Source organism: Sphingobium tyrosinilyticum (assembly GCF_042654265.1).
Lineage (GTDB): Bacteria > Pseudomonadota > Alphaproteobacteria > Sphingomonadales > Sphingomonadaceae > Sphingobium > Sphingobium tyrosinilyticum.
The window spans coordinates 128,482-143,123 of sequence record NZ_JBHSFZ010000008.1; the positions used below are offsets into that span (position 1 = coordinate 128,482).

The 14,642-nt window shown below is 61.9% G+C and carries 15 protein-coding genes; 11 read left to right on the top strand and 4 right to left on the bottom strand.

Features of this window, described 5'->3' with window-relative positions:
* Positions 1-4 precede the first annotated feature (4 nt).
* From ACFO3E_RS06620 to ACFO3E_RS06640, 5 genes are all read left to right on the top strand, one after another.
* Positions 5-1,747, top strand: coding sequence for a PHA/PHB synthase family protein (locus ACFO3E_RS06620; protein WP_066526653.1), 1,743 nt, complete (start codon positions 5-7; stop codon positions 1,745-1,747).
* A gap of 141 nt (positions 1,748-1,888) precedes the next feature.
* Entirely contained in the window at positions 1,889-2,740 is an 852-nt protein-coding gene (locus tag ACFO3E_RS06625; RefSeq protein ID WP_066526655.1) for a phasin family protein, read from the top strand.
* 111 nt (positions 2,741-2,851) lie between these two features.
* A complete protein-coding gene (gene clpS, locus ACFO3E_RS06630) occupies positions 2,852-3,259 on the top strand; it encodes an ATP-dependent Clp protease adapter ClpS (RefSeq protein ID WP_066526657.1) in 408 nt (135 codons plus the stop codon).
* 75 nt (positions 3,260-3,334) lie between these two features.
* Positions 3,335-5,116 carry a sensor domain-containing diguanylate cyclase gene (locus tag ACFO3E_RS06635; RefSeq protein WP_380803335.1) on the top strand — a complete coding sequence of 594 codons (1,782 nt, stop codon included), beginning with the start codon at positions 3,335-3,337 and terminating at the stop codon, positions 5,114-5,116.
* 98 nt (positions 5,117-5,214) lie between these two features.
* A complete protein-coding gene (locus tag ACFO3E_RS06640) occupies positions 5,215-5,592 on the top strand; it encodes a MerC domain-containing protein (protein WP_066526661.1) in 378 nt (125 codons plus the stop codon).
* Positions 5,593-5,660: 68 nt separating this feature from the next.
* Here ACFO3E_RS06640 and glpX read toward each other — a convergent pair whose 3' ends face one another.
* Positions 5,661-6,644 carry a class II fructose-bisphosphatase gene (glpX, locus tag ACFO3E_RS06645; RefSeq protein ID WP_066526663.1) on the bottom strand — a complete coding sequence of 328 codons (984 nt, stop codon included), beginning with the start codon at positions 6,642-6,644 and terminating at the stop codon, positions 5,661-5,663.
* Between the two features lie 155 nt (positions 6,645-6,799).
* Between glpX and ACFO3E_RS06650 the strand changes: the two genes are divergently transcribed.
* On the top strand, positions 6,800-7,111 hold the full coding sequence (locus ACFO3E_RS06650; RefSeq protein WP_380803336.1) for a hypothetical protein: 312 nt from the start codon (positions 6,800-6,802) through the stop codon (positions 7,109-7,111).
* Positions 7,112-7,125: 14 nt separating this feature from the next.
* Here the strand turns inward: ACFO3E_RS06650 and ACFO3E_RS06655 are convergent, their stop codons facing one another.
* Both ACFO3E_RS06655 and ACFO3E_RS06660 read right to left on the bottom strand, forming a co-directional pair.
* Positions 7,126-8,430 carry a homoserine dehydrogenase gene (locus tag ACFO3E_RS06655; RefSeq protein WP_380803337.1) on the bottom strand — a complete coding sequence of 435 codons (1,305 nt, stop codon included), beginning with the start codon at positions 8,428-8,430 and terminating at the stop codon, positions 7,126-7,128.
* A 98-nt stretch (positions 8,431-8,528) separates the two neighbouring features.
* Positions 8,529-9,386 (bottom strand): hypothetical protein, encoded by an 858-nt coding sequence (locus tag ACFO3E_RS06660; RefSeq protein WP_380803338.1) that lies wholly within the window; start codon positions 9,384-9,386, stop codon positions 8,529-8,531.
* Between the two features lie 250 nt (positions 9,387-9,636).
* On the opposite strand from ACFO3E_RS06660, the gene ACFO3E_RS06665 reads away from it, so the two are divergent.
* The 5 genes from ACFO3E_RS06665 to ACFO3E_RS06685 all read left to right on the top strand — a co-directional run bounded on the left by ACFO3E_RS06665 (position 9,637) and on the right by ACFO3E_RS06685 (position 12,686).
* Positions 9,637-10,296 carry an energy transducer TonB gene (locus tag ACFO3E_RS06665; RefSeq protein ID WP_066526669.1) on the top strand — a complete coding sequence of 220 codons (660 nt, stop codon included), beginning with the start codon at positions 9,637-9,639 and terminating at the stop codon, positions 10,294-10,296.
* 71 nt (positions 10,297-10,367) lie between these two features.
* Positions 10,368-11,126 (top strand): MotA/TolQ/ExbB proton channel family protein, encoded by a 759-nt coding sequence (locus ACFO3E_RS06670; RefSeq protein ID WP_197486260.1) that lies wholly within the window; start codon positions 10,368-10,370, stop codon positions 11,124-11,126.
* A gap of 116 nt (positions 11,127-11,242) precedes the next feature.
* Positions 11,243-11,731 carry an ExbD/TolR family protein gene (locus tag ACFO3E_RS06675; RefSeq protein WP_066526673.1) on the top strand — a complete coding sequence of 163 codons (489 nt, stop codon included), beginning with the start codon at positions 11,243-11,245 and terminating at the stop codon, positions 11,729-11,731.
* Between the two features lie 20 nt (positions 11,732-11,751).
* On the top strand, positions 11,752-12,174 hold the full coding sequence (locus ACFO3E_RS06680) for an ExbD/TolR family protein (RefSeq protein WP_066526675.1): 423 nt from the start codon (positions 11,752-11,754) through the stop codon (positions 12,172-12,174).
* Positions 12,175-12,368: 194 nt separating this feature from the next.
* Positions 12,369-12,686, top strand: coding sequence for a PilZ domain-containing protein (locus ACFO3E_RS06685; protein WP_066526677.1), 318 nt, complete (start codon positions 12,369-12,371; stop codon positions 12,684-12,686).
* A 123-nt stretch (positions 12,687-12,809) separates the two neighbouring features.
* On the opposite strand, the gene ACFO3E_RS06690 is transcribed toward ACFO3E_RS06685, so the two are convergent.
* A complete protein-coding gene (locus tag ACFO3E_RS06690; protein ID WP_380803342.1) occupies positions 12,810-14,597 on the bottom strand; it encodes an ABC transporter transmembrane domain-containing protein in 1,788 nt (595 codons plus the stop codon).
* Positions 14,598-14,642 lie beyond the last annotated feature (45 nt).

Below are 14,642 nucleotides of genomic sequence, written 5' to 3' on the forward strand. Positions count from 1 at the left end.
GGCCATGGAAGCGCAGAACCTCAACGAACCGCACCTGCCGACCCTTGAACAGATGCAGCAGTGGACGGAGGTGATGGGCCGGGCGCAGCAATTGCTGCTGGAGCAGGCGGCCGGAGCCACGGGCCGGGCGCTTCCCTTCAACCCCGATGCTGTGGCGCGCATCCAGACCAGCTTTGCCAATGAAGGGCTGGCGCTGTGGCAGCGCTTCCTCGATTCCGGCGGCATGCTGCGCGACCAGGCCGAGCCTCCACCGCCCAGCAGTCCGGCCGCGCGCAAGGATCGACGCTTTGCCGATCCGGCCTGGTCGAACCATCCTTTTTATGACCTGATCCGCCAAAGCTATCTGCTGCTGTCCGACTATCTGCTGAAGCTGACCGATGCCGTGGATGGGGTGGATCCCAAGCAGAAAGCAAAGCTGCGCTTTGCTACCAGCGGCATGCTCGACGCTGTTTCGCCCAGCAATTTTCCGCTCACCAACCCGCAAGTGATGGAAAAAACGCTGCAGAGCGGCGGCGAGAATCTGGTCAAGGGCCTTCAGCATATGCTGGCCGACATGGAAAAAGGGCAGCTCACGCAGACGGATGGCGCGGTCTTTGAGATCGGCCGCAATATTGCGACGACGCCTGGCAAGGTCATCAAGGAAACGCCGCTTTACCAGTTGATCCACTATACGCCCACCACCGATAAGGTGCTGGAGACCCCGCTCGTCATCTTCCCGGCCTGGATCAATCGCTTCTACATCCTCGATCTGTCGCCGGAAAAAAGCTTCGTCAAATGGGCGCTGGACCAAGGTATCAGCGTCTTTCTTGTCTCCTGGAAATCGGCCGACGCATCCATGAAGGACCTGCTGTGGGATGACTATATCCTGCGCGGACAGGTCGATGCGATCGATACCGTGCGCGAGTTGCTGAGTGTGCCGAGCGTTCACACGATCGGTTATTGCGTAGCGGGGACGACGCTGGCCGCGACGCTGGCGCTGCTCGCTGCGCGTGGAGAAGCGGATAAGGTGGCGAGCGCCACCTTCTTCACCGCTCAGGTCGATTTCAGCGAGGCAGGCGACCTCAGCCTGTTCGTCGATGATGATCAGATGAAGCTGGTCGATCAGCTATCGACCAGCGGCTTCCTGGACGGGCGCTATATGGCAGCGACCTTCAACCTGCTGCGCGGCCGCGACCTGATCTGGAACTATGTCGTCAACAATTATCTGTTAGGGCAGGATTATCCGCCCTTCGACCTGCTGTACTGGAATGGCGACACGACCAACCTGCCCGCCCAGTGGCACAAAAATTACCTGACGCAGCTTTACCGCGACAATCAACTGGTGGTTCCGGACGCGCTCAGCATTGACGACACTCCGCTCGACCTGCGCAAGGTGGAGACGCCGCTTTATATCCAGGCCGGACGGGAAGATCATATCGCGCCTGCCGAAAGCGTGTGGAAAGCGACCTCGCATTTTTCCGGGCCGATACGATTCCTGCTCGCCGGGTCGGGCCATATCGCGGGCGTCGTCAATCCGCCCGCAGCGGGAAAATATCAATATTGGAGCTGTGACGAACTGCCCAAGAGTTTGGAGGACTTTGTCGCAGACGCGAAGGAGACCAAGGGCAGTTGGTGGCCGGACTGGGCTGAGTGGATCAAGTCCCTGGGTGATTCGACGGTGTCCGCGAAAAAAGGTGGACGTGTGCCGGGCAAGGGGTCGCTCAAGGCTCTGGAAGATGCGCCCGGACGCTACGTAAAGCAGCGCTGACGCGCTGATTTGTCTGTCCTTTTTGCGGGTATAAATCGCCGCTAAGTGGGACTGATGCCTTCCGTTTGCTGCACTGCACAAAATACTTGCACTCATCCTGCGCCATGTGTATTGTGCACTGCAACAACGGAGGATGTTTCCATGGCAGTGACTCCAAAGCCCGGCCGTCGCAAGCAAGTGGCCAAGAAGCCGTCATCGACGCTTTCAGCAGCTGAAGCGCTGAAGGCGGCGGAAGCGGCGGTGGCCGCGAGCCCCAAGGCGCCCCCAGCGCGGAAATCGGCTGAGGCTACAAAGGTCGCACCCAAGCCGACGGCTGCTGCCAAGGCCAATCCGGCCGCGATCGCAGCCGCGACAACGGCGGTCGATGCAGCGCCAGAACCAGCCGCGCCTCCCGCTATCGAACCTTTGCCGTCCGCACCGGCACCGCTGGTGGAAGAGACCAAGGTCGAACCCAAGGAAGTCAAGAGCCTGTCATCCAAGGCCGGGCCGGTAGAGCCCGAATCGCTGCCTGCCACAGAAGGAACCAAGATGATGAACGATGTGATCGAGACCGGAAAGAAGTTCGCTGAAGAGACCAAGGCCAAGCTGGAAACGGCTTATGCCGATTTCAACGAGAAGGCGAAGGCCAGCGTTGAAAAGTCCACCAAGGCCATCGAAGAGCTGAGCGACATCGCCAAGGGCAATGTTGAGGCGCTGGTCGAATCCGGCAAGATCGCCGCCAAGGGCATCGAGACCCTGGGTCAGGAAGCCGTCGATTACAGCCGCAAGAGCTTCGAGAAGGCAACTGCCTCGCTCAAGAGCTTTTCGACCGTCAAGACCCCGACCGAGTTCTTCCAGCTGCAGAGCCAGCTCTTCTCCAGCAGCTTCGACGAGCTGACCAAGGAAGCGGCCAAGAGCAGCGAAGCGCTGATCAAGCTGGCCGGTGATGTTGCCCAGCCGCTCACCGCGCGCGTGACCGTTGTCACCGACAAGGTGAAGTCGCTCGCCGCCTGATCTGCCCGCAGACCAGTCGACGCACAAATATTACGGCTCCTGCCTGAGGGCGGGGGCCGTTTTGTTGATTCCCGCGCGGCGCACGATGACTTGCAGCCTGCGCCCCTTGCCATGACGGCCGGAATCGCCATATTCTCACCCGACATGAGCAGCATCAGCACAGTGGCATTTCCCCTCCTAATGGCGGGCAGGGATCAGGACGATCAGGGCGAGGGCCCCGGTGGCCCCAATGTGGGTATCGCCACCCGCACGCGCGCCCGGACTAAGAAGCCGTCGCTGTACAAGGTGCTGATGCTGAACGATGATTACACGCCGATGGAATTCGTCGTGCATGTGCTGCAGCAATTCTTCCGGATGGACATGGAGGAGGCGACGCGCGTCATGCTGCACGTGCATCAGCGCGGCGTCGGCGTGTGCGGCATCTTCAGCTATGAGGTGGCGGAGACGAAGGTGAACCAGGTGATGGACTTCGCCCGGCAGAACCAGCATCCGCTTCAATGCACGCTGGAAAAGGCCTGAACGGTCAGCCAAGTGCCGGGTGCCGGTGAGTAAGGTTATCTTATATTAACGATAACCGGCTAGCCCGGCGCGGTGATGTCTGTCCCGCTTCGTTCTCCTTCTTCATTTTTCACGCCGGTCATTGCGGGCGTCGCCTATTTCCTGATGGCGTCGATCGCTCTGCTTTGTTCGCGTTTTGAAGGTGGATTGGCGTTCATCTGGGCGGCCAACGCGCTGCTGATGGCGGAATTGCAGACATCGGAAACCCGCTACTGGCCACGCGTCATCGCGGCCTGCGGCATCGCCAGCATGATCTCGACGGCGCTGTTTGGCATGGGACCCGCAGCGGCCCTGCCAATGGCAGCCGTAAACATCGCCGAATCCCTGATCGTCGCCATCCTGTGCCGCCGTTTCATACCCGTGCATCTGGCGGATGGATCGAAACGGTCCTTGCTTGTGTTTATCCTCGCGCTGTGCCTGCCCGCGAACATGATTACGGGCTTGGGGGCAGCGATGGTGGCTTCCGCGTTAACGCCGGTGAAGTTCAGCGCGGCTTGGTTGCAGTGGTATAGCGGTCATGTGCTGGGTGGCCTGACCTGCACGCCTATCCTGACAATGCTGCTGCAAGGTCAGGTCAGCCGGTGGATTGAGCAAACGACTGGGAAGAAGAAGCTGGAGGCAGTGGGCCTTCTTATGGTCTTTGCTCTCATCACCGTTCACGTCTTTTTCCTGGCGCGATATCCGATGCTCTTCCTGCTGCTGCTACCCCTCGTGGTGATAGCGTTCCGGGTGGGGTCTCTTGGCGCTGCTGCATCCGTCGTACTGCTCGCGATCATCGGCGGCGCGGCCACGGTGACGGGCCATGGACCGCTCAACATGGTTCAAGGAAGCATTGGCGAGCGGACGCAGTTGTTCCAACTGTTCCTGGCGTTCAGCTTTGTCCTTTCAATGCCGCTCGCAGCCGAACTCAACGGCAGGCGCAGGCTTTTCCAAATGCTGCAGGCCAGTGAGGCGCGGTATCGCGCGATCGCCGAACATAGCGGCGACGTGGTCCTGAATGTCAGCGTCGATGGAGTCATAGAATATGCGTCACCGTCCGCCGCGGAGCAGATTGGCTGTGCGCCAGGCCTGCTGGTTGGGCGGCCGGCAGAGATTTTGGTCGATCCAGAGGATCGGCCTGAGGTGATCCGCGCTCACCGCCGCGCGCTCGCACAACCGGGCGATGTGCAGACGGTTGAGTTCCGCCCCTTGCTCTCCACTGATGGCGCGGACTGGTGCGAGATGGTGACCCGCGCGATGCTCGACGAACAGGGCTTGCCCATCGGAGTGGTGAGTACGGTTCGCGACATGTCGCGCCACAAGGCGCGGCAGCGTGCGCTGCAAAGGGTGGCGGCAGTCGATACCCTGACCGGGGCCGACAGCCGTTGGGCATTTCTGGAGAAGCTGGAACAGGAAATCCAGCGGGTTGCACGCGGCTCGCATGCCTGCTTGCTGCTCATCGACATCGACCATTTCAAGTCGGTGAATGACCGCTTCGGACACGGCGCGGGCGACAAGGTATTGTCGGGATTTGTCGAGCGGTTGCGCCCTGGCTTGCGTGGAGGTGATAGCATCGGTCGGCTGGGAGGGGAGGAATTCGCGGTCCTGCTGACCGGCACTGACATCCAGCGTGCAACCATGGTATGCGAACGACTGCGCAACATGGTCTCTGCGCAGCGCATCAGCGCTGACGGTGTGCAGACGATCGCCGTGACGTTCAGCGCCGGCTTGGTGGAGCTGGATGGAAAAGCGGGGAGGGCCGAGCTGCTGGAAGCTGCAGACAAGGCACTTTATCGTGCAAAGAACAGTGGCCGGAACTGCCTGCGCCTAGCGGCTTAGCGCGGCTTCAAGCAGGCCGATCCGATCCGGTCAACGCTATAAAATATGTCCGATGATATGTTGTAACTTCATCTGCTTCGGCTTATGTAGCGGTCACCATGCCGATTAGCATCCGCTCCAGCCTTTTGAATGGCCGTATCGATCGCCTAGCGATTGCGCTGTCGGGCATGTGCGTGGCCCATTGTTTCGCTACCGCGGTGCTGTTGGGCGTGCTGGCTTCTGCGGGTGGGATTTTTGAAAATCCTCTCATTCATGAAGTTGGACTGGTGTTTGCCATCCTGCTCGGCGCTGTGGCGCTCGGTCATGGCGCGATCGAGCATGGCTTCATGATGCCCGCTGCGATCGGCTCGTTGGGACTCGGCATCATGGCAGGCGCGATGACGCTGGACCATGGATGGCTGGAGAGTGCCTACACCCTGCTGGGTGTGGCTACGCTTGCGCTGGGTCACGACCTTAATCATCGAGCCGGGCGTTAACCCAGCCTATTCGGCGGAATAAGAAAAGGGGGCCGGAGCCCCCTTTTTCGTTTCAGCCCACGGACCGGTCAGACATGCTTGCGGTCCAGATGATGCTCACCTTTTACCCAGCGGACCGTTCCCGTGCTGGCGCGCATGACGACGCTGTCCGTAGTGAGCTTGCCGCCCGGCAGACGCTTGACGCCGCCCAGCAGTGATCCGTCGGTAACCCCGGTCGCGGCGAAGATACAGTCGCCCTTCGCCAGTTCCTTCAGGTCATAGACCTTGTCGAGATCGGTGATCCCCCATTTGAAGGCGCGCGCACGCTCATCATCATTGCGGAACAACAGTTTGCCCTTGAACTGACCTCCAACGCAGCGCAGCGCCGCGCAGGCGAGAACGCCCTCAGGCGCGCCGCCTGAACCCATATACATGTCGATATTGGTTTCCGGGTTGGTGGTCGCGATCACACCCGCCACGTCGCCATCCGGGATCAGCATGATGCCGCATCCGATCGCGCGCAACTCGGCGATCAGCTTTTCATGGCGCGGACGATCGAGAACGCAGACGATGATTTCGTGCGGATGGACGCCCTTGGCCTTAGCCACCGCTTCGACATTGTCCCGAACCGGCTTGTTGAGGTCGATGATGTCCTCCGGATAGCCGGGGCCCACAGCCAGCTTTTCCATATAGACGTCCGGCGCATTAAGCAGGCCGCCTTCTTCGGAAATGGCCAGGACGGCGAGTGCGTTGGGCCCAGCCTTCGCCGTGATCGTCGTGCCTTCCAGAGGGTCCAGCGCGATGTCGATCTTGGGTCCGGTGCCGATCGCACTGCCGACCTTCTCACCGATGTAGAGCATGGGTGCTTCGTCGCGCTCGCCTTCGCCGATGACGACGGTGCCGTCCATATAAAGGTCGTTGAAAGCAAGGCGCATCGCTTCGACGGCGGCGGCGTCCGCAGCCTTTTCATCGCCACGCCCGATCAGCTTGGAGGCGGCAATGGCGGCCGCTTCGGTGACGCGCACCATCTCGAGCACCAAGACACGATCGAGAATCGAGCTAGCCTGCACCATGATAATCCCTCTGCTGTCTCTGTACGCACAGCGCGATAGGAGGTCAGTCCTGCCTTGTCGAGCCATCCAGCGGACTTCCAACCGCTTTTCACGGCGCGGATGCAACGGAAGACCGTCTGTGGCGTTGGGCGAACTGACAAACTCAAAGGGTCGTGATGATGATCGCCGCGCTGTTCGCCGCCAGCCTTGCCCACTCCGCCCCCTTGCCCACCAAGATTTCCGTTGCTGCCACCGCTCCCTGCCAGGCGGTGCCGGCGCTTTGCATCGTCAGCCGACAGGATAATGGCCGCCCACTTCCCGAGGGCGCAGGGGCCGGCCCCGATAATAAAATGAATGCTTATCGCTTCGACGCGCGGCCTTGCCGGGTGATCGGCAATATGGGCTGTCCCAAGCAGGCCCGGCTGCGGTTGTTCCGCTTGGGCGAGCCGCTGCGCGAGACGTTGATGAACAGCTTCATGCCTCGCTGAGGGAAGAGTTTGGCCTAGTCGAGGATGTGCATGACCATCGGCGCCTGCAGCAGGCTGTCCGATCCAGCGAGGCGTTCCAGCGTATTGAGGACGCAGCTTTCTTCGCCCGCATGGGTGACGATCGCCATCAACACGCTGTCATCGTGGCTCGCGCCACGTTGAATCATGCTTTCGATGGAAACGCCTGCGTCGCGGGTCGCCGCCGCGATCTCCGCCAGAACGCCGGGACGGTCCTGCACCTTGAAACGGAGATAGGCGCGGCCGACGCGGGCTCCGGCATCGGCTGGCGGCTGTTGCGCCAGCGCCGCGACGGGCATCGCAAAGGCGTCGCCATATTCGTCGCGCGCGACATCGATCAGGTCCGCGACTACCGCCGATGCCGTCGGGCCGTCCCCAGCGCCGCGGCCCTGGAAGAAGAGGCGTCCGACGAAATTTCCCTCCGCAACCACAGCGTTGAGCGAGCCATCGACATGAGCAAGCGGATGGTCGAGCGGCACGAGCATCGGATGGACGCGCTGGAACAAGCCTTCCGGCCCGTTTTCCGCCATCCCGACGAGACGGATGCGGTAACCGAGCGCCGCCGCTTCGGCGATGTCCTCGGCGAGGACATGGCGGATGCCGGTGACGGCGACATTGTCAAAGTCGAGTTCCGTGCCGAAGGCCAGGCTGGCAAGGATGGTCAGCTTGTGCGCTGCGTCCACGCCGTCGATGTCGAAGCTCGGGTCCGCTTCGGCAAAGCCCAGTTCCTGCGCTTCCTTCAGAACATCGTCGAAGCCGCGTCCTTCCTTCTCCATCGTGGTCAGGATATAATTGCACGTGCCGTTCAAAATGCCATAGACGCGGCTGATCTCATTCGCCGCCGCACCTTCGCGCATCCCCTTGATGACCGGGATGCCGCCTGCCACGGCCGCTTCATATTTGAGCGCGATGCCCGCTTTTTCCGCCAAAGCCGCCAGATCAAGGCCGTGATGCGCGAGCATCGCCTTGTTGGCGGTGACGAAGGGCTTGCCCGCTGACAGGCACTGCCGCGCCAGCGTAAGGGCCGGGCCGTCAGCTCCACCGATCAGCTCCACCACCACATCGATATCCTCCCGCCCGGGGAGGGTCGTCATGTCATCGACCCACTCAAAGGGAGACAGATCGACGCCACGATCCTTGTTGCGGTCGCGCGCAGAGATGGCGACGATCTGAATGGGGCAGCCTGCTCGGCGGGCGATCAGGTCGGCGTTGGTCTGCAACAGCCGGATCACGCCGCCGCCCACTGTGCCGAGGCCGACAAGCGCGACGCGCAGCGGGGCGTGGCGGTGCAGATTGGTCATGGTCGTTGCAGTCCTCAGGGGTGGCGTAAAGCCGCGCTGATAGCCGCCAATACGCCTCTGTCCAAGGAAAAGGACGAGGCGGTGGCGCCGGTGGGTTGTCAGCGCGGGGTGCGCGTGCGGCCGCAATTGCCAAGCGATTGGATAATCAGCGCGTAATCCACACGCGCCGCTTCGGCATCGGAAGGGGAGAGTGCGCGAACGGAGCGCTCCGGAAGCGCTGGCGGCAGGCTGCAGGCGAGGCGGTACCACAGGAGCGTTCCCGGCGCTGGCGGCCGCGCTGCTTCATCGACGATCTCGCCCAAGGCGACAGCCCATTTGGGTTCCTGTCCCGGGCGGCGCAGGATGGAAAGCGATACGGGCTCGCCATTGGCAGTGCGCAGGAATATCTGCGTCTCGCCTTCTCCCGCGACGGTACCGGCAACATGGAAGGCGTCGCCCAGTTCTATGATTCGCGGAGGTGCGCGTTCTGTCATTAAGTCGGAGAGGATTGTCTTTACCTTTTCCAAGGTAGCCGGCGTGGCAGGGATCTGTGCGTCGCGTGTGACGAGCTGGATCTCTCCGGGCCGTGCCGCCGGGCGTGCGAAGAGAATCACGTTAGCCTTTTTGAGTTTGGGCAGCTTTCCGCGGGCGTTGAGCGGCGCGTCGTAAAGGTAGTAAACCAGCGGGCTGATTCCGCTTTCGCCGCGAATCAGGTTGGTGACTTCCGCCTCGACATAGAGTCGTTTTTGACCTGCCGGGACATTTTGGGCTTGCTCGGCAGGTAGTGCAATAATGCTGCGGATGCGCGCGGCCGCGACCAGCGGCGCGGCGTCTGCAAGGTCCGCAAGATCGGAATAGGAAAGGATTGCGGGTTCCGTCGCCTGGTTCGTCTGAGCCGCTGAAACCTGTGGATATGCGGCTAAAATGAGGCATGCCGCAGCCATATTTCTGAAGGTCATGGAGGATTTGCTTTTCATGTTCGTCCTGTCCAGAGTCATCCGTGACATTGTTGCCACAGGCAAGTCATTCCGGTGTAAAATGTTAATCGCAAATGATCGTATCGATAAAGCGTTTGCGTGCCACGATGCGCCGCGATAGGAGTTCGCACGGTAGCAAATGGACGGATAGGGGCCAAAGGTGACCGGGGAGGACCCGGCCAGCTGGGGCCGTTTTTGGCTTATTTGCCGGATAACAATGGTAAGCTGAGTTAAGGAGTGTCGTTGCCGAATGGCCTATGCTGACCACTCGCAAGGATCGAGTCGCACGATCTCGATTATCATCGTCGCCCTGATTCACGCTGTTCTGGGTTATGCCTTCGTCACCGGTCTTGGCATGAAATATGTCAAAAAGGCGGCGGAACAGCTGAACGTGATCGACGTGAAGGAGGAACCGCCGCCGCCGGATGAGGAGCCGCCGCCGCCGCCGCCAGACCAACCGGTCGAGCCGCCGCCAGTCGTCGCGCCCCCGCCCATCGTTCAGACGCCGGCTCCGGCGCCGCCCATTCAGACGGTGCGTACGCCACCGCCGGTTTTCAACCCGGTTCCGGTTGCCGCACCGCCGCCCCCGGCCCCGCCGCCGCCGCCTGCTGTCCCAGCTTCGCGGGCGACCCCGCGCAGCTCGCCGGGAAGCTGGCTTAGCGATGCGGACTATCCGAGCCGCGCGCAGCGTGAGGAACGTTCGGGTACTGCCGGATTCAGGTTGGAAATCGGTCCGGATGGCCGTGTCACCAGCTGCACCATCACCTCTTCGACCGGTCATGCCGATCTCGACGAGGCGACCTGCCGCCTCCTGCCAAAGCGCGCGAGGTTCAAGGCGGCGACGGCTGCAGGAGGTGGGCCGATGTCCGACACGTACAACGGCCGTATCACTTGGCGACTACCTGAATAATTTTATCGGGAAGGCCGGCGCTGCCGCCGCCTTCCCCTTTTATTGATCCTTTTGAGAGGGAAGTCTTGAAAATGTTGATGTATCTCGCAGCCGCGGCCGCGCCCAAGTCGGAGAACCCGTACGGCCTGATGGAAGCTCTGCAGCAGGGCGGTACCATCGCCTGGACCGTGTTCATCATCCTTTGCGGCATGTCGGTCGGCACCTTCTACATCCTGTTCACCAAGCTCATCGAGCAGCAGAAGGTCCTCAACCAGGGCAAGAAGGTCCGCGCGACTTTCTGGCGCGCGCCCACGCTGAAGGAAGGTTCGGCGAAGCTGGAAAAGAACAGCGCCTACAAGCAGATCGTCGATGACGGCATCAAGGCGCAGGAAGAACACACCAAGCTGACCGATCCGGTCGAAGCGCATGACTGGCTGCACGGCTCGCTGGCTCGTTCGGAAGCCGCGATCAACTCGAAGCTGGGCACTGGCCTGGCGTTCCTCGCGACCGTCGGTTCGACCTCGCCGTTCATCGGTCTGTTCGGTACCGTTATCGGCATCTACCGCGCGCTCATCAAGATCGGCGCTGCCGGTCAGGCCTCGATCGACGCTGTTGCCGGCCCGGTCGGTGAAGCTCTGATCATGACCGCGCTGGGTCTGGCCGTGGCCGTTCCTGCGGTGCTTGCCTACAACTTCCTGCAGCGCCGCAACAAGTCGATCGCCGAACAGCTGAACGGCTTCACCGTCGATCTGCTGGCCCACCTCGTGTCGAACGGCGCTGTGAAGCCTTCGTTCGCCACTGCCCCGGCCGCTGCTGCCGCCAAGCCGGCCGCAGCTCCGACCAAGGCCTGATTGGGTCAAGGAGCCGGTGCGGGAACCGGCGGGCGGCTGCGACCGCCAAGGTTCCCCACCGGCCATGGGCCCCGTCCTGACGGGGCGCCATCGACACGGATGTTAGGAAATTATCAATGGCAATGAGTGTTGGCTCCGACGGCGGTGATGACAAGCCGATGTCCGACATCAACACGACGCCGCTCGTCGACGTCATGCTGGTGTTGCTCATCATCTTCCTCATCGCGGTCCCGGTCGTCGTCCAGACGGTTCAGCTGCAGCTTCCCAAGGTCGCGTTCGAGCCGACGACGACGAAACCGGAAAATGTCTCGCTGTCGATCACGCAGGCCGGCGACGGCAGCTGCGCGGTTTATTGGAACCTGACCAAGGTGTCTTCGGATGAGCTGCTCGACCGCGCGGTCGCGAAGCTCGAGGCGGACATCAAGAAGGCGGGCGGCGTTGAAAATATGACGCCAGAGGATCTGCCTGAAGTGCATATCCGCGGCGACATCAATACGCCCTATCGGTGTATCGGCGGCACCATCTACACGATGCAGCGCGCCGGTTTCCCGAAGGTCGGCTTCATCTCCGAGCCCGAACCGGGTTCGACGGTGCAGCGGCTCTAAGTTTTTAGGAGTATCGCCCCATGGCTATGAGTGCCGGAAGTGAAGACGGCGAGCCGATGGTGGAAATGAACACGACGCCGTTGATCGACGTCATGCTCGTTCTCCTCATCATGTTCATCATCACCATCCCGATCCAAACCCACGCGGTGAAGATCGATCTGCCGCAGAACGCGCCGCCGACTGACAGCGTCATTGATCCTGTCAAGAACAAGGTTGCGATCGACCAGGGTGGCATCATCACCTGGAACGGTTCGGCCATCGACCTGCTGACTCTGCGTCAGTATCTTCAGCAGTCCCTGCGTCTGCCGGTGGAGCCCGAGCTGCAGTTCCAGCCCAATGCCGCGACCCGCTATGTCGTCGTTGACGAAGTGCTGGCGGAGATCAAGCGCGCTGGCGTCACGAAGCTCGGCTTCGTGGGCAACGAGCAATATGGTAATTTCTAAAGGCTGACTACGCCGCCGCCGTCTGGCCGGGAATGTTCGACTTCCCGCTTCCGGGCGCGGGCAGGGGTGACGCAATCAGCCTTTGGCTACTGATTATGGGGTCGCTTCGGCGACCCCTTTTTTTCGACTTCAGTCCTTCAATGCTTCCTTAATCCTGATCGGCGATAGTGGGTCGCGAGGGACGCATGTGAATCATGGGCGCTGAACTACAAATTGACGTGAGCAGGAAGAACAGCCGATTGGCTGAGCGCCGCCATGTGCAAGTGCCCGTCAAGGTTCGCAGGCCCGGCGAAAACTGGTTCAAGAGCCAAGTTGCGGATCTTTCCGTCACCGGCTTCCGCCTGCAAAGCTTCATGAAGCTAGCGGCAGGGGATACCCTGTGGATCATGTTGCCTGGATTTGAGGGCCGCCGCGCGCATGTGCTGTGGGCTCGCGGTCATGAGGCGGGCTGTCATTTTGAGCGGCCCCTGCATCCCGCGATCCTGGATCATATCGTCAGGATCAGCCAGTAGGGCTTCCTGCAATGCGCTGCGGAAATCCGAGGGACGCAGCGCTGCAGTTACGAGTTGCGCCCCTCGCTTCGCTGTAATCGACCCACTTCTATACACGATGCTTTAATGCACTGACGGCGGGGTTCAGGCGGACGGAGAGTCTTGGAACTGGAGGTTGGCGAGCCGTGCGTAGAGGCCTTTCTTCGCCATGAGCGCGGCATGATCGCCCTGCTCAACGACCCTGCCTGCATCAAGCACGATGATGCGATCGGCAGCACGGACGGTGGCCAGTCGGTGAGCGATCACGACTGTTGTGCGCCCCTTCATCAGCCGAGCGAGCGCATCCTGCACCAGCCGTTCCGATTCGGCGTCCAGGGCTGAGGTTGCTTCGTCCAGCAGCAGGATGGGGGCATTGCGCAACAGCGCCCGCGCGATCGAGAGGCGCTGACGCTGGCCGCCGGACAGGCGCGCTCCTCCTTCGCCAAGATAGGTGTCCAGGCCCTGCGGCAGCGCGCGCAGGAAGGCTTCTGCGTTGGCGGCGCGTGCGGCTTCCCAGATCTCTTCATCGGTCGCGTCCCAGCGGCCGAAGCGCAGATTGTCGCGGGCAGAAGCGGCGAAGTTCACACTGTCCTGAGGGACCATCGCCATCATGCCGCGCACGGCGCTTGGGTCCGCTTCGGGCAAGGCGACGCCATTCAACCGGATCGTTCCCGAATCTGGATCGTAAAACCGCAAGGCGAGTTGGATCAGCGTCGATTTGCCCGCGCCCGAAGGCCCGACGATTGCAACGGTTTCGCCCGGTGCAATGTCGATCGTGACGCCATGAAGTGCGGCATCGTCCGGCCGTGTCGGATAGCTGAAATGCACCTGGTCGAACTGGAGGTGAGCCCCTTGGGGAAGCTGCGGCAGAGGTTTGGCGTTGGCAGGCGCGACAATTTCGGGCTGCGCGGTCATTAATTCGTGCAGCCGGCTGGCCGCGCCAGCGCCACGGAGCAGGTCTCCCCAGGTCTCGGAAAGCGCGCCAAATGCCCCGGCGACGAGGCCGCCCGTAAGGACGAAGGCAGCGATGCTGCCGCCCGACAGGTTGCCTGCCTTCACGTCCAGAGCGCCCTGCCACATCACCGCGACGACGGAGCCGAACACCAAGGCGATCACGACCGCCGTCATGGCGGCGCGGAGCAATATGCGTTGCCGCGCAGTTGCAAAGCCCTCCGCCACGGTCGCGTCAAAACGCGCGGCTTCTCGGCCCTCCTGCCCGAACGCCTGGACGATCTTCATGGCCCCGAGCACCTCAGCCGTCACACTGCCGACGGCTGCCAAACGATCCTGGCTGGCGCGGGAGAGCTTGCGGACGCGCCGCCCCAGGCTGATCATCACGAGCAGGATTACCGGGATGCCCAGCACGAGCAGCCCCGCCAGCTTCGGCGCAAGAGCGAACAGGTAGATGAGGCCGCCGACCCCGGTGACCAGGTTACGCAGCGCCACCGAAACGGTGGAGCCCACGATTTGATCGATGATGGCGGTGTCTGCCGTCATGCGCGACGCGATTTCGGACGGCCGGTTCTCTTCGAAGAAGCGGGGTTCAAGGCGCAACAGATTGGCTTGTGTCGCGGACCGGATATCGGCCACGACGCGTTCGCCGAGCCAGGAGACGAAATAGAAGCGGGCGGCCGTCGCCATCGCCAGGATCAACACGATCAGCAGCAGATATTGGAACCAGCGGCTGATGTCGCCGCCGCCCATGAAGCCTCGGTCGATGACCAGCCGGAAACCGCTGGGGATCGCGAGCGTCGCTGCCGAAGATACGATGAGCGCGGCCACGGCGGCAGCAATGCGGCCGGGATAGCGGGTGGCGAAGCGCCATAGCATCCCCAGGCTACCGAGGGAGGAACGCGCACTGCTGCGTGGGTCGAGCTTTTCCGCATCTTGCATGCGCGGCCGCTTAGCAGCCCCTTGTGCAAGCCTCAACGAGGATCA

Bases quoted from the DNA above. Each gene is read 5' to 3' on its own strand.
- ACFO3E_RS06620 (WP_066526653.1), top strand. From the start codon at position 5: ATGGAAGCGCAGAACCTCAACGAACCGCACCTGCCGACCCTTGAACAG.
- ACFO3E_RS06625 (WP_066526655.1), top strand. From the start codon at position 1,889: ATGGCAGTGACTCCAAAGCCCGGCCGTCGCAAGCAAGTGGCCAAGAAG.
- clpS (WP_066526657.1), top strand. From the start codon at position 2,852: ATGACGGCCGGAATCGCCATATTCTCACCCGACATGAGCAGCATCAGC.
- ACFO3E_RS06635 (WP_380803335.1), top strand. From the start codon at position 3,335: ATGTCTGTCCCGCTTCGTTCTCCTTCTTCATTTTTCACGCCGGTCATT.
- ACFO3E_RS06640 (WP_066526661.1), top strand. From the start codon at position 5,215: ATGCCGATTAGCATCCGCTCCAGCCTTTTGAATGGCCGTATCGATCGC.
- glpX (WP_066526663.1), bottom strand. From the start codon at position 6,644: ATGGTGCAGGCTAGCTCGATTCTCGATCGTGTCTTGGTGCTCGAGATG.
- ACFO3E_RS06650 (WP_380803336.1), top strand. From the start codon at position 6,800: ATGATGATCGCCGCGCTGTTCGCCGCCAGCCTTGCCCACTCCGCCCCC.
- ACFO3E_RS06655 (WP_380803337.1), bottom strand. From the start codon at position 8,430: ATGACCAATCTGCACCGCCACGCCCCGCTGCGCGTCGCGCTTGTCGGC.
- ACFO3E_RS06660 (WP_380803338.1), bottom strand. From the start codon at position 9,386: ATGAAAAGCAAATCCTCCATGACCTTCAGAAATATGGCTGCGGCATGC.
- ACFO3E_RS06665 (WP_066526669.1), top strand. From the start codon at position 9,637: ATGGCCTATGCTGACCACTCGCAAGGATCGAGTCGCACGATCTCGATT.
- ACFO3E_RS06670 (WP_197486260.1), top strand. From the start codon at position 10,368: ATGTTGATGTATCTCGCAGCCGCGGCCGCGCCCAAGTCGGAGAACCCG.
- ACFO3E_RS06675 (WP_066526673.1), top strand. From the start codon at position 11,243: ATGGCAATGAGTGTTGGCTCCGACGGCGGTGATGACAAGCCGATGTCC.
- ACFO3E_RS06680 (WP_066526675.1), top strand. From the start codon at position 11,752: ATGGCTATGAGTGCCGGAAGTGAAGACGGCGAGCCGATGGTGGAAATG.
- ACFO3E_RS06685 (WP_066526677.1), top strand. From the start codon at position 12,369: ATGGGCGCTGAACTACAAATTGACGTGAGCAGGAAGAACAGCCGATTG.
- ACFO3E_RS06690 (WP_380803342.1), bottom strand. From the start codon at position 14,597: ATGCAAGATGCGGAAAAGCTCGACCCACGCAGCAGTGCGCGTTCCTCC.